Genomic DNA, 13,685 nt, shown 5'->3' on the forward strand with positions numbered 1-13,685 from the left:
TTGCCATGACCAAGTTTGACGAGACCTGGGCCGCGGAGATGGACGCGAAGCGCAAGTGGCTTGCCGAGAACGGGCTCTATTCCGAAGAGGAAGAGCATTCGTCCTGCGGCGTCGGCCTCGTCGTGTCGATCGACGGGCAAAAGAGCCGCAAGGTCGTCGAGGCGGGCATAACCGCGCTCAAGGCGATCTGGCATCGCGGCGCGGTCGATGCGGATGGCAAGACCGGTGACGGCGCGGGCATCCATGTGCAGATCCCGGTCAATTTCTTCTATGACCAGATCGACCGCACCGGCCACTCGCCGCGCAAGGATCAGCTCATGGCCGTGGGCCAGGTGTTCCTGCCGCGGACCGATTTCGGCGCGCAGGAAACCTGCCGGACCATCGTCGAGACCGAGGTCCTGCGGATGGGCCACTACATCTATGGCTGGCGCCACGTTCCGGTGAATGTCGACTGCCTGGGCGAGAAAGCCAACGCCACTCGGCCCGAGATCGAGCAGATCCTGATCTCGAACGCGAAGGGCATCGACGAAGAGACCTTCGAGCGCGAGCTCTACGTCATCCGCCGCCGGATCGAGAAGGCCGCCGCGTCGGCGGGCGTCGGTCAGTTCTACATCGCCTCGCTCTCCTGCCGCTCGATCATCTACAAGGGCATGATGCTGGCGCAGGACGTGGCCGAGTTCTATCCCGACCTGCAGGACGAGCGCTTCGAGAGTGCCTTTGCGATCTACCACCAGCGCTACTCGACCAACACCTTCCCGCAATGGTGGCTGGCGCAGCCGTTCCGGATGCTGGCGCATAACGGCGAGATCAACACGCTGAAGGGCAACATCAACTGGATGAAGTCGCACGAGATCCGCATGGCCTCGAGCACGTTCGGAGACATGGCGGGCGACATCAAGCCGATCATCGCCAGCGGCGCGTCCGACTCGGCCGCGCTCGACGCGGTGTTCGAGGTCCTGGTGCGCGCGGGCCGCTCGGCGCCGATGGCCAAGACCATGCTGGTGCCCGAGAGCTGGTCGAAGCAGGCCGAGGAGCTGCCGCAGGCGTGGCGCGACATGTATTCCTACTGCAACTCGGTGATGGAGCCCTGGGACGGTCCCGCGGCGCTCGCCATGACCGACGGTCGCTGGGTCTGCGGCGGCCTCGACCGCAACGGCTTGCGGCCGATGCGGTACGTCGTGACCGGCGACGGCCTTCTGATCGCGGGCTCCGAGGCCGGGATGGTCCCGGTGAACGAGGCCACGGTGCGCGAGAAGGGTGCGCTTGGCCCGGGCCAGATGATCGCCGTCGATATGTCCGAGGGCAAGCTCTACCACGATGTCGAGATCAAGAACCGTCTCGCCGGGGCGCAGCCCTTCGGCGAGTGGGTCGGCAAGATCAACGATCTCGACGAGGTGCTGGGAACGGTCGAGGAAAGCCCGTTCTTCGAAGGCTCCGAGCTGCGCCGCCGCCAGATCGCGGCGGGCTACACCATCGAGGAGCTCGAGCAGATCCTCGCGCCGATGGCCGAAGACGGCAAGGAGACGGTCGCGTCCATGGGCGATGACACGCCGTCGGCGGTCTTGTCCAAGCGCTACCGCCCGCTGTCGCATTTCTTCCGGCAGAACTTCAGCCAAGTGACCAACCCGCCGATCGACAGCCTGCGCGAGTTCCGCGTAATGAGCCTCAAAACGCGGTTCGGCAACCTCAAGAACGTGCTCGACGAAAGCTCGGCGCAGACCGAGATCCTCGTGCTAGACAGCCCGTTCGTGGGCAACACGCAGTATGAAAAGCTCACCGAGCAGTTCAACGCGGACATGGTCGAGATCGACTGCACCTTCCCTGCGGGCGGCGGTCGCAACGCGCTGCGCGAGGGGCTCGAGCGCATCCGCGCCGAGGCCGAGGACGCGGTGCGCTCGGGTGCCGGGCATATCACGCTGACGGACCATCACCTGAACGAGGAGAAGGTCGGCATGCCGATGATCCTCGCGACGAGTGCGGTGCACAGCCACCTGACGCGCAAGGGCCTTCGGACTTTCTGCTCGATCAACGTGCGCTCGGCGGAATGCATCGACCCGCATTACTTCGCGGTCCTGATCGGGGCCGGTGCGACCGTGGTGAACCCCTATCTGGCGGAAGACTCGATTGCCGACCGGATCCGGCGCGGGCTGATCGACGGCTCGCTGACCGATGCGGTCGCGCGCTACCGCGAGGCCATCGACATGGGGCTTCTGAAGATCATGTCGAAGATGGGGATCTCGGTGATCTCGTCCTATCGCGGCGGTCTGAACTTCGAGGCCGTGGGCCTCAGCCGCGCGATGTGCGCCGAGTATTTCCCCGGTATGATCAGCCGTATCTCGGGCATCGGCGTCGCGGGCGTGCAGTCCAAGACCGAGGAGGTCCATGCTCTGGGCTTCCGCGGCGGGCGCGACGTGCTGCCCATCGGCGGCTTCTACAAGGCGCGGAAATCCGGCGAGACCCACGCCTGGGGCGCGCAGACCATGCACCTGATGCAGGCGGCCTGCGACCGTGCCTCCTACGAGATGTGGAAGAGCTACTCGAAGGCGATGCAGGCGAACCCGCCGATCCATCTGCGCGATCTCCTGGCCATCAAGCCTTTGGGCGAGGCCGTGCCGCTGGAAGAGGTCGAGAGCATCACCTCGATCCGGAAGCGCTTCGTCACACCGGGCATGTCGCTGGGCGCGCTGTCGCCCGAAGCGCACCGCACGCTGTCGATCGCGATGAACCGGATCGGCGCCAAGTCCGATTCGGGCGAGGGCGGCGAGAGCCCGGACGATTTCACGCCCGACTCGAACGGCGACAACCGCTCGGCCAAGATCAAGCAGGTGGCCTCGGGACGCTTTGGCGTGACGGCGGAATATCTGCTCGCTTGCGAAGAGCTCGAGATCAAGGTCGCGCAGGGCGCCAAGCCCGGCGAGGGCGGCCAGCTTCCGGGGATGAAGGTCACCGACCTGATCGCCAAGCTGCGGCACTCGACCAAGGGTGTGACGCTGATCTCGCCGCCGCCGCATCACGACATCTACTCGATCGAGGATCTGGCGCAGCTGATCTACGACCTGAAGCAGATCAACCCCAAGGCCAAGGTCACCGTAAAGCTGGTGGCCTCCTCGGGCGTCGGCACCATCGCGGCGGGCGTGGCCAAGGCCAAGGCCGACATCATCCTGATCTCGGGCCACAATGGCGGCACCGGGGCGTCGCCGGCGACCTCGATCAAATATGCCGGCCTGCCGTGGGAGATGGGCCTCACCGAGGCGCATCAGGTCCTGTCGATGAACAACCTGCGCTCGCGCGTGACGCTTCGGACCGATGGCGGTCTGCGGACCGGTCGCGACATCGTCATGGCGGCGATGATGGGGGCCGAGGAATACGGCATCGGCACCGCCGCGCTGATCGCGATGGGCTGCATCATGGTGCGCCAGTGCCAGTCGAACACCTGCCCGGTGGGCGTCTGCACCCAGGACGAGGCGCTGCGCGGCAAGTTCACCGGCAATGCCGACAAGGTGGTGAACCTGATCACCTTCTACGCACAGGAAGTGCGGGAAATCCTCGCTTCCATCGGCGCGCGGTCGCTCGATGACGTGATCGGACGCGCCGATCTCCTGCGCCAGGTGAGCCGCGGGTCGGATCATCTCGACGATCTCGACCTGAACCCGCTCCTGATCCGTGTCGATGGCTCGGACCAGACCGTCTACGACCGCAACCAGCCGCGCAACGTGGTGGACGACACGCTGGACGCCGAGATCGTGAAGGACGCCGCGCGGTTCCTGAACGAGGGCGAGAAGATGCAGCTCAGCTACGCGGTGATGAACACGCACCGCACGGTCGGGACGCGGACCTCGAGCCATATCGTGCAGAAATTCGGCATGCGGAACGCGCTTCAGCCGAACCACCTGACCGTCAAGCTGACCGGCTCGGCAGGTCAGTCGCTCGGGGCCTTCGCGGCGCCGGGTCTGAAGATCGAGGTGTCTGGCGATGCCAACGACTATGTCGGCAAGGGCCTGTCCGGCGGCATCATCGTGGTACGCCCGCCGATGCATTCGCCGCTCGTCGCTGCCGACAACACCATCATCGGCAACACCGTGCTCTACGGCGCGACCGACGGCTACCTCTTCGCGGCGGGCCGTGCGGGAGAGCGCTTCGCGGTGCGGAACTCCGGCGCGCGGGTCGTGGTCGAGGGCTGCGGCTCGAACGGCTGCGAATACATGACCGGCGGCATCGCCGTGATCCTGGGCGAGATCGGCGCGAATTTCGGCGCCGGGATGACCGGTGGCATGGCTTATCTCTACGACCCCGAGGGCAAGGCCGAGACCCTGATGAACATGGAGAGCCTGGTGACCTGCCCGGTGAGTGTGGATCACTGGCAGGAAGAGCTTCGCGGTCTGGTCGAGCGCCATGCCGAGGAGACGAACTCGGCCAAGGCCAAGGAGCTTCTGCAGAACTGGGACGAGGCGTTGCCGCATTTCGTGCAGGTCTGCCCCAAGGAGATGCTCGACAAGATCGCGCATCCGCTCGGGATCGAAAGCCGCGCCGTCCCGGCCGAGTAAGCCTTTGTCCCGCCCCGGTGCCGCTGCACCGGGGCGGGACGCGCCGCAGTCGCCTTATGCGGTTGTTGCTCCAAGCTCGCCACAATTCGACGGAATTGCCGCGAAAGCGCCTTGACGCGGTCCGATATTGACCCCGGTTGTCGGCGATCTTTTGCCTGTTCGCACATGTTCTCCGGTACGTGCGGATTGGTAACGGGTTCCCCGGGGTCCCACCCTGGGCGGTGCGATGTCGGATGGTCCCGGCGTCGCATTGCCCGGACCCCGCGCGGACCGGTCCGACCCGGGCCCTCCCCCTCCGTCCCTGTTGCCTGAACCGCCCGGTTGCGGCGATCTCGTGTGCTTTGCGGCTAGGAGGGGCGCGGCCCGCGCGCTAGAGAAAGGCCATGGGCAAGAGCGCTTCAAAAACCAGAAAGCCTCGCGGCAAAACGGCGGCCTCCGCACCGGCGCAGCCCGGCGGCGTGCGGCGACTTTTGCGCCTCATTGTCCGGATCGTGGTTGTCGCGGCGGTTCTGCTCTTCGGATATGTCGCCCTGATCCGCGTCGTGAACCCGCCGGTCACGATCTACATGCTGCAGGAGCGCGCCCGCCTCGGCCCGCTCGATCAAGAGTGGGTCGATGCTGACGAGATTGCTCCGGTCATGCTGCGCGCGGCCGTGGCGGCGGAAGATGCGAATTTCTGCCTGCACTGGGGCTTCGACATGGACGCGATCCGCCAAGTGATCGAGGAGGGCGAGAGCCGCGGTGCCTCGACCATCAGCCAGCAGGTCGCCAAGAACGTGTTTCTCTGGCACGGACGGACCTGGACGCGGAAGGCGCTCGAGGCGGTGATCACCCCGGCAATGGAGGCGCTGTGGCCGAAGCGGCGTATCCTCGAACTATATCTGAACGTGGCCGAGTTCGACGATGGCGTCTTTGGCATCGAGGCCGCGTCGCAGCATTATTTCGGCGTCTCGGCGGCAGAGCTTTCGGACAGCCAGGCATCGCGCCTGGCCGCGATCCTGCCCGATCCCAAGGACCGCGACGCGGCGCGGCCTTCGGGTTTTGTCGAGCGTCGGGCACGGTCGATCCGCGACGGCGCGGCGACGATCGAGCGCGACGGGCGCGCGGCATGTTTTCAATAGCTTGATTCCGGCGCGCCGACCGTCCCGCATGGTTGCACGCAGGGTCGCGGAGGCTGTAGGACGAGAGGGCGTGTCGCGCGGAGGGACCCCCCAGAATGGCCAAGCTCTATCACGTTCCGTTGTCGCCCTTCTGCCGGAAGGTGCGCCTGAGCCTGGCGGAGAAGAAGATCGAGCTCGAGTTGATCGAGGAGCGCTACTGGGAAAAGGAGGCGGATTTTCTGCGCCGCAACCCGGCGGCCAAGGTCCCGGTCCTCAAGATCGACGGCAAGACGCTCGCGGAGTCGACCGCGATCTGTGAATATATCGAAGAGCGCTACCCCGAGCCGCCGCTGATGCCGCGCGCCGCCGAGGCGCGCTACGAGGTGCGGCGCCTGGTCGGCTGGTTCGACGACAAGTTCCATAACGAGGTGACCTCGAAGCTGCTCTACGAGCGGATCAACAAGAAGGTCATGGGGCTCGGATTTCCCGACAGCGGCAACATCAAGTCCGGGGCCCGGGCGATCAAGTATCACCTCGATTACATGGCCTGGCTCCTGGATCATCGCCGCTGGCTCGCAGGCGATACGATGACGCTCGCGGATTTCTGTGCCGCCGCGCATCTCTCGGCGCTCGACTATATCTCGGACGTGGACTGGAACCGGCAGGATTCGGTCAAGGACTGGTACGCGAAGATCAAGTCGCGTCCGGCCTTCCGCTCGATCCTCGCGGACGTGATCCCGGGCTTCCCGCCGCCCCGGCACTATGCCGACCTGGATTTCTGAGCGGCCGGGGCGGGCAGGGGGCGCTGCCCCCTCTTGGCCTTCGGCCAATTCACCCCCGGCGGTATTTGGAAAAAGAAGAAGCCTCGGCGGGCGGTCATGAGCCTCACCGGGCGGCTCAAGGCGGAGGCGCGCGCGCTGGGCTTTGCCGAGGCCGGAGTGTGCCGTCCCTGGGACGTGCCGCAGGTGGCGCCGCGGCTCCGTGCGTTTCTGGAAGCCGGGCGTCATGGGACGATGGGCTGGCTGGCGGAGCGCGAGGGCTGGCGCGGCAATCCGGCGGCGCTCTGGCCCGAGGCGCGCTCGGTGCTGATGTTGGGCGAGAGCTATACGCCGGGCCATGATCCGCTGGAGGTGCTGGAGCGTCCCGAGGCGGCGGCGATCTCGGTCTATGCGCAGAACCGCGATTACCACGACGTGCTGAAGAAGAAGCTGAAGCGGCTCGGGCGCTGGCTGATCGAGGAGGCGGGCGCGGGCACCGAGATCAAGGTCTTTGTCGATACCGCGCCGGTGCCGGAGAAGCCGCTCGGAGAGGCGGCAGGGCTGGGCTGGCAGGGCAAGCACACCAATCTCGTATCGCGGCGGATGGGGTCGTGGTTCTTTCTGGGCGCGATCTTCACGACGGTCGACCTGGAGGTCGACGCGCGCGAGAGCGACCATTGCGGCTCCTGCCGCGCCTGTCTCGACATCTGCCCGACGGACGCGTTTCCGGCTCCCTATCAGCTCGATGCGCGGCGCTGCATTTCCTATCTGACAATCGAGCACAAAGGCCCCGTCGCGCCGGAGCTGCGCGCGAAGATGGGCAACAGGATCTATGGCTGCGACGATTGCCTTGCGGTCTGCCCGTGGAACAAGTTCGCGGTCGAGGCGCGAGAGGCGAAATATCAGGCGCGGGCTGACCTGGTCGCGCCGGATCTCGAGGCTCTGGCGCAGCTGGACGATGCCGAGTTCCGAGCCCGGTTTTCCGGCTCGCCCATCAAGCGGATCGGGCGGGGGCGCTTCGTCCGGAACGTGCTCTACGCGATCGGCAATTCCGGGATGGCGCGGTTGATCCCGGTGGCGCAAGGGCTGTGCGCCGACGAGGAGGCCGTGGTCGCCGATGCTGCCCGTTGGGCGGTGGCGCGGCTCACTGCAGTGTAGCGCCACGCAAAAACGCCCCCGGGCGCGTGCTGCGCGGGGGCGGTTCTTGGTGATTGCGCCGGATCAGTTGGACGCTGTGTTTTTCTCGGCGCCGCCTTCGGCCATCGTGTCGCAGGACCCGGTGGTCGTGTCATCGCAGTTTTCCGCGTCTGCGGTGGGCGATTGGTCGACGGCCACCGTCCCGTCCATGAGTTTCTCACCGTCCCCGTTGATCTCGACATCGGTCTCGATCTCGGTCGTCGTCGCGCCGTCCTCCGCCGCGCTGTCGTCCATCTGAGCGTCGGTGTCGCCCTCGGCATTGGACCGGTCTATCGCGACCGTGCCGTCCATCACCTTGGCGCCGTCTTCGTTGATCTGCACATCGGTCGCGACCTCGGCCGTCGAGCTTGTGTCGCCTGCGGCAAAGGCCGGGGCGGAGAGGGTAGCCAAAACGGCGGCGAGTGCGGTGCTGCGGGTCAGAAAGGTCATCAGGTCCTCATCGGGTTTGGGGCGGGCAGCGGGGGACCGGAACATGTCGATCCGCGCTGTGGGGAAGGAACCCGACACATGTCCTGCGGGTCCACCGGGCGCGGCGGCTGGCGGAACTCGGCGCGATGCCGCGTTTTTCCGCGCTGCGGCGGAGCGGGAAGCCGCTCTGCGGCAAAGGGCCCCGGGAACTCGGCAGGGTGCTGTGGTGCTTGGCTCTGGTCTGTCTGCTGGCGCCTTGGAGGTGCGAAATCGGACGAGTGTGATGGAGGCTCTTCGACGCGCCTATCCGGCTGGAGTGTTTCACGCCGCGCGCCATTCCTCACGCCGAGGAGAGCGGGGATGTATATCGACATCCGAACCTTATCTATACGAGCTGAACTGAGACGAGTGAGGGGGACCCGATGGCCCAATACGAAAAGCGCCCCGAAGCGATCGACGCCTTGTCGCCGGAGCAGTACCGGGTGACGCAGGAAAACGGCACCGAGCGGCCGGGAACCGGGGAATATCTGCACAACAAGGAGGTCGGCATCTATGTCGACATCGTCTCGGGCGAGCCGCTCTTCGCCTCCGGAGACAAGTACGAGTCGGGATGTGGCTGGCCGAGCTTTACCAAGCCGATCGAGCCTGCCCATGTCAGCGAGCTGCGCGATACTTCGCACGGGATGATCCGCACGGAGGTGCGCTCTGCCCATGGCGACTCGCATCTCGGGCATGTGTTTCCGGACGGGCCGGCCGATCGCGGTGGCCTGAGATATTGCATCAATTCGGCGTCGCTGCGCTTCATCCCGAAAGCGGATATGGAGGCGGAAGGCTATGGCGCCTATCTGGACCAGGTGGAGGACGTGACATGAGCAACCAAGAACGCGCAGTGCTGGCCGGTGGCTGCTTCTGGGGGATGCAGGACCTGATCCGCAAGCTTCCGGGCGTCTCCGCGACGCGGGTCGGCTATACGGGCGGCGATGTCGAAAACGCGACCTATCGCAACCACGGCACCCATGCAGAGGGGATCGAGATTCTCTTCGATCCGGACGTGATCTCCTATCGGCGTATCCTCGAGTATTTCTTCCAGATCCACGATCCCACGACCCGCAATCGGCAGGGCAACGACATGGGGATGAGCTATCGCTCGGCGATCTACTATGTCGATGAGGCGCAGAAGGCCTGTGCGCTCGAGACCATCGCCGATGTGGAGGCCTCCGGTCTCTGGCCTGGCAAGGTGGTGACCGAGGTCGAACCGGTCGGCGCGTTCTGGGAGGCCGAGCCCGAGCATCAGGACTACCTGGAGCGGTTTCCGAACGGTTACACCTGCCATTTCCCGCGTGCGGATTGGGTGCTGCCACGGCGCGACGCGGCAGAATAGGTAGGCCGCGCGTTAAGCGCAGATTCATCAGTTTACGTGAAGGTTCGGGACATGACATCCCGGGCCTTCTCCGATTCTGCACCAAGCCTGTTCTGCTTCGACGAGGTCGTGGGCAGCGCTTCCGCGCCGTCCTACCTGCGCGATCACCGCGCGCGATTGCGCGAGCGGTTCATGGGGGGCGGCGCGGGCGCGGTCGCCGAGTACGAGCTTCTGGAACTGGTGCTGTTCCGCGCCATCCCGCGGCGCGACGTGAAGCCGTTGGCGCGGTCGCTGATCGAGCGGTTCGGATCCTTCGGTGCGGCGGTGTCGGCGCCTGCGGAGCGGCTTGCCGAGGTTGGCGGTGTCGGACCGGCGGTGATCTGCGAGTTGAAGCTCGTCGTCGCTGCGGCAGAACGGCTGGCCCGCGCGCGGGTGATGCAGCGCGAGGTCATCTCGAGCTGGGATGCGCTTTTGGATTACTGCCACACGGCGCTGGCGCATCGCGAGACCGAAGGGTTCCGCGTGCTCTACCTCGACCGCAAGAACGTGCTGATCGCCGACGAGGCCCAGGCGGACGGCACGGTCGACCATGTGCCCGTCTATCCGCGAGAGGTGGTCAAGCGCGCCTTGGCGCTCAACGCGTCGGCGCTGATCCTCGTGCACAACCATCCCTCCGGTGACCCGACGCCGTCCGAGGCCGATATCGCCATGACGGAAGAGGTCGCACGCGCGTCCGAGGCGCTCGGGATCGTCCTCCACGACCACCTGGTGATCGGACGCGGGCGGGAGCTGAGCTTTCGGAGCGAGGGGTTGCTTTGACGCCGGGGCGCATCTGAGCGCGTTCTGCGCGAACGCGACGCTCGGCCTGACGAGGCTGGTGCGGGAACAGACGGCGGGCTCAGATCCTGAGCGCGGTGCCCTGGATCATCTGTTCTGGGGGGATGGATCATTTTTGCGGGAGAAAGGCGCCAAGATTTTTAATTAAAAATCTTGGGTTTCCAGCCAATTTGGCGCGCATCTGTGCTGAGAGCCTCGGCCTTGTCCCGGTTGGCCGCTTGATCTGCTGCCGTCACAGACCAAGCCTGGCGCCAGTTCTACCTTATCCAGATCTCGACACGACGGTTTGCTTGCCGCCCCCACTCCGTATCGTCGCAGGCGATTGGAAGCGCCTCGCCGAAGGCCTCGGTGGCCAGGGTGACTTGTTGCAGGTCGGCGGTTTCGGCGGCAGCGAGAACTTCGGCCAGCACGGCGCGGGCGCGCTCGTCGGCAATGGCGCGATTGGCGGCCACATCGCCGATCCCGTCGGAAAACCCGACGAAGAGGATCGTCCGCCCGTCGTAGAGGCCCTCCTCGAGTCGACGGGCAAGGCGGGTGATCTGATCGCGCGATGGGGCGTCGAGCCGTGTCGCACCGGGCTCGAATCGGAAGGTCGGGGTCAGGCGCCAAGCGATCCGGCGCAGCGCCGCGAGGCGTTGCAGAAGAGCCCAGTCCTCCGGTGATGAGGCACTCAGAATAGCGTTGGCGAGACGCGCGCCTTCGTCGGCCAAGGGCACTGCCTCGGGGGTCTGATCGACGAACCCGGCGCGACGGATCACGGGCTGGGCGGCGTCGGAGGCCGCGTAACGGAGAAAGTCGCGGGCGATCTTGGGAAGTCTCCGCGCCGGGAGGTAGAGATAGATCGGCGCGGTCAGAGGATAATCTTCGGTCTTAACCGATTGTCGGGTGGCCGACAGCGTGAAGCCGCATGATCCGGTCAAGCTGAGCGCGCGCGCAGGTGTCGCTGCGCTTTGGCCGCCAAGGCCGATGGCCAGGGGGCTGTCCGCGACGGCCATCGCCAGGCTCTCGGCGTCGGAATGATGGCGGAGACGCGCTGGACTGGGCGGCGTTCCGGCGCCGAGCAACCGGTCGCTGGCACTTTGGGTCAGGCCGGAACCCGGAGCGGCCAGGTTCACCTCGATGCCTGCATCCGGACCGCCGAGCTCGGTCCACTCGGTCAGGTCTCCCGAAAGAATATCCGCCAGGTCGGTAAGGGAGATCGACGACAGCGGGTTTTCGGGCGCGACCAGGGGCACCAGGGCGTCGAAGGCCAGAACGAGGCTCCGGTTGGTGGCCGTCAGATCCCCGAGGCCCGCGGATCGGGCAAAGGAGGTCTCGCTTGGGCGGATCGCGCGACGGGTCAGCGCGATATCGGCCTCGTCGGCCAGAAGGTCGGCGAAGCCTTCGTCGCTGGTCGTCAAACGGAAGGAGATGCGCGCCAGAACCCGGTCTCCCTCGGGATCGACGAGGTGATAGGCCAGATGCTCGCTGTCGATCTCGTCGCGCCGGGTTTCCAGGCGTTGCTCGGCGGCGAAGCTCTCGAGGAGCGCCGGGAGCAGCACGCGGCCGAGATCGGCGGCCCCGGAGATGCGCAGCTCGGCGACGAAATCGGTGAGCGACGGACAGCCCGGTCCCGCGCAGGTCACGCCGGAGGCGTCGACGGTCAATTCGCCATATTGCGACAGCAGTCGGTAATATTCCCCGTCGAAGCCGAGCATCGTTCCGGCAAGCGAGATCGCGCCATCGCGCGAGCGCAGCGTCACGTCCTGAGCGTCCGCTTGCGCCGCGCCGATCACGAAAAGCGCGGCGAGGATCGCCGCACGCAGAAAGCTCATGGATGGTGTCGCCCGAACCCGTTTACCGGGCCGCGACTGTCAGGTCTTCCAGCAGGTTTTTCAACACCAGAATATCGCCTGCCGCGTCGCAGCCCGGCATTGCCACGGTTAACTCGCGCATGGTTGGACGGCCCCCTCCGCGCAGATCGAGCACCTGCGCTTCGAGATCGCTGTCGCAATTGGCGGCGGTCACTTCGGCCTCGACCGAGACGGCGACATGCCCCGCGCGGGCGGCGGTGCCTGCGGGGAAGGAATAGACCTGAACCCGGCGCGCGGGCGCGGTGTGATCGGGGCCGAGGGTCACGAGGAACCCGCCTTCGCCGCGGCTGGCGGCGGCGAGCGTTCCGGGCGTTTCCTGCCAGATGTGACCGTCGGAGAAGGGGGCAGCGCCGTATTCGAGCGCGTGAAGCTGCAGGCCTGCGGGCCCCTCCCATTGCAACGCGATCCGGTCGTAGAAATCGAGCGAGGAGACCTCGGTCTGGGCGACGGCACCGTCGCCATCGGCGAAGGACAGCACAAAGACAGCCTTGGTCGAGATCGCAGGGATGTCGAGCTGGGCGCTGCCGGTGGCATCTGTGCGACCGTCGATCATCAGACCGTTATGGTGCAGTGTGAACGCCTCGGACGCGTGGCAGGCGGCGTCGATCTTGAGGGTGACCATGGCGGCGGCGCCGGTGTCGGCAGTGAGGCCGGTGGAGCAGTCTTGTTGCGGGACTGCGGTTTCGCCCGGAGCCGGGGCCGGAGCGGCCTGCGGGATCGCGGGGATCGGGCTTGGGAAATCGGTGCCGCCGTCGAGAGCGGCCAGACGCAGGTCCGGCGCGCTGGGCAGATCGGTGGGCGCGGGCGGCAGAGGCGCGGGCAGATCGGCCGAGACCGACGCGTCGGGCAGGCGCGGCGCCGCCGGGTCGACGGGCATGCCGAGCGCACAGAGATCCGACGTCATGGCGCTGTCGCGGCCGGGCAGAAGCGCCACCGGAAGCGCGCCGGTCGTGGCGACCAGCATCGCCGAGGTGTCGTGCACATCGCTGACGGGCAACGGGCCGCGCGCGGCCTGTTCGGTCGGCAAAGAGAAGCCGAACTGCATGACATAGCCGATTGCCAACGCGCAGAAGAGCGTGCCGGAGACGTAGCGAATGGATTTTGAACGGAGCATCTTGGCCTCGGACCCATATCAGGATGAGCGGAGAATCGCCGATAAACCCGGCACGTTTGCGGCGATGGAGGGGGCATCCTGTGGCTATTCGCCAAAGGACATGGCGCGCTAGAGGATCGCTTTCCCCAATGCGACGGCCCAGGAGAGGGCCGCGAATCCGAGCGAGAGGCAGACCGCCAGGGCCCCCAGATCCTTGGCTGCGCCGGAGAGCGGATGGCGCTCGAGCGAGATGCGGTCGATCGTGACCTCGATCGCGGTATTGAGCACCTCGGCGATCAGCACCATCACGCCTGAGCCGATCAGGACAAGCGCGAGAACCGGCTCGGCGATCCAGAAGGCGAGCGGGATGGACAGCGCGAAGATCACCGCCTCCTGTCGGAAGGCGGCCTCGGCGGTCCAGATGTACCGGGCGCCCACGGACGCGGTGCGGAGCGCGCGCAGGAGACGCCAGCCGTCATCGGTTTGCGGAGAACGATCGGTGCGCATGTCAGTGCCTCGGAGCATCGGACCGGGG

The 13,685-nt window shown here is 66.3% G+C and carries 11 protein-coding genes; 7 read left to right on the top strand and 4 right to left on the bottom strand.

Annotation, left to right across the window (positions count from 1 at the left end):
* Nucleotides 1-5: 5 nt before the first annotated feature.
* The 4 genes from gltB (at nucleotide 6) to queG (ending at nucleotide 7,560) form a co-directional block, all read left to right on the top strand.
* Entirely contained in the window at nucleotides 6-4,544 is a 4,539-nt protein-coding gene (gene gltB / locus ACFQ4E_RS00235; RefSeq protein WP_386800904.1) for a glutamate synthase large subunit, read from the top strand.
* Between the two features lie 458 nt (nucleotides 4,545-5,002).
* Entirely contained in the window at nucleotides 5,003-5,665 is a 663-nt protein-coding gene (gene mtgA / locus ACFQ4E_RS00240) for a monofunctional biosynthetic peptidoglycan transglycosylase (protein ID WP_386800905.1), read from the top strand.
* A 95-nt stretch (nucleotides 5,666-5,760) separates the two neighbouring features.
* Nucleotides 5,761-6,426 carry an FtsZ-binding protein FzlA gene (gene fzlA, locus ACFQ4E_RS00245; RefSeq protein ID WP_386800906.1) on the top strand — a complete coding sequence of 222 codons (666 nt, stop codon included), beginning with the start codon at nucleotides 5,761-5,763 and terminating at the stop codon, nucleotides 6,424-6,426.
* A 96-nt stretch (nucleotides 6,427-6,522) separates the two neighbouring features.
* The gene (gene queG, locus ACFQ4E_RS00250; RefSeq protein WP_386800907.1) at nucleotides 6,523-7,560 is read left to right on the top strand and encodes a tRNA epoxyqueuosine(34) reductase QueG; all 1,038 of its coding nucleotides are present in this window, start codon (nucleotides 6,523-6,525) and stop codon (nucleotides 7,558-7,560) included.
* Nucleotides 7,561-7,623: 63 nt separating this feature from the next.
* Here the strand turns inward: queG and ACFQ4E_RS00255 are convergent, their stop codons facing one another.
* A complete protein-coding gene (locus tag ACFQ4E_RS00255) occupies nucleotides 7,624-8,028 on the bottom strand; it encodes a hypothetical protein (RefSeq protein ID WP_386800908.1) in 405 nt (134 codons plus the stop codon).
* A gap of 401 nt (nucleotides 8,029-8,429) precedes the next feature.
* Between ACFQ4E_RS00255 and msrB the strand changes: the two genes are divergently transcribed.
* Genes msrB through radC form a run of 3 tightly spaced genes read left to right on the top strand, consistent with a single transcriptional unit; the run spans nucleotide 8,430 to nucleotide 10,186 of the window.
* Nucleotides 8,430-8,879 (top strand): peptide-methionine (R)-S-oxide reductase MsrB, encoded by a 450-nt coding sequence (msrB, locus tag ACFQ4E_RS00260; RefSeq protein ID WP_386800909.1) that lies wholly within the window; start codon nucleotides 8,430-8,432, stop codon nucleotides 8,877-8,879.
* Nucleotides 8,876-9,388, top strand: coding sequence for a peptide-methionine (S)-S-oxide reductase MsrA (gene msrA / locus ACFQ4E_RS00265; RefSeq protein WP_386800910.1), 513 nt, complete (start codon nucleotides 8,876-8,878; stop codon nucleotides 9,386-9,388). The genes msrB and msrA overlap by 4 nt, the downstream gene beginning before the upstream one ends.
* A gap of 51 nt (nucleotides 9,389-9,439) precedes the next feature.
* Nucleotides 9,440-10,186 (top strand): RadC family protein, encoded by a 747-nt coding sequence (gene radC, locus ACFQ4E_RS00270; protein ID WP_386800911.1) that lies wholly within the window; start codon nucleotides 9,440-9,442, stop codon nucleotides 10,184-10,186.
* Nucleotides 10,187-10,461: 275 nt separating this feature from the next.
* Here radC and ACFQ4E_RS00275 read toward each other — a convergent pair whose 3' ends face one another.
* The 3 genes from ACFQ4E_RS00275 to ACFQ4E_RS00285 form a co-directional block, all read right to left on the bottom strand.
* The gene (locus ACFQ4E_RS00275) at nucleotides 10,462-12,018 is read right to left on the bottom strand and encodes a substrate-binding domain-containing protein (RefSeq protein WP_386800912.1); all 1,557 of its coding nucleotides are present in this window, start codon (nucleotides 12,016-12,018) and stop codon (nucleotides 10,462-10,464) included.
* 22 nt (nucleotides 12,019-12,040) lie between these two features.
* The gene (locus ACFQ4E_RS00280; protein WP_386800913.1) at nucleotides 12,041-13,171 is read right to left on the bottom strand and encodes a translocase; all 1,131 of its coding nucleotides are present in this window, start codon (nucleotides 13,169-13,171) and stop codon (nucleotides 12,041-12,043) included.
* A 108-nt stretch (nucleotides 13,172-13,279) separates the two neighbouring features.
* Nucleotides 13,280-13,657: a diacylglycerol kinase gene (locus ACFQ4E_RS00285; protein ID WP_386800914.1), complete on the bottom strand. Its 378-nt coding sequence runs from the start codon at nucleotides 13,655-13,657 to the stop codon at nucleotides 13,280-13,282.
* Nucleotides 13,658-13,685 lie beyond the last annotated feature (28 nt).

Origin of the sequence: Litorisediminicola beolgyonensis, from assembly GCF_042679605.1 — a bacterium.
In the GTDB taxonomy this organism is placed as follows: Bacteria; Pseudomonadota; Alphaproteobacteria; order Rhodobacterales; family Rhodobacteraceae; genus Litorisediminicola; species Litorisediminicola beolgyonensis.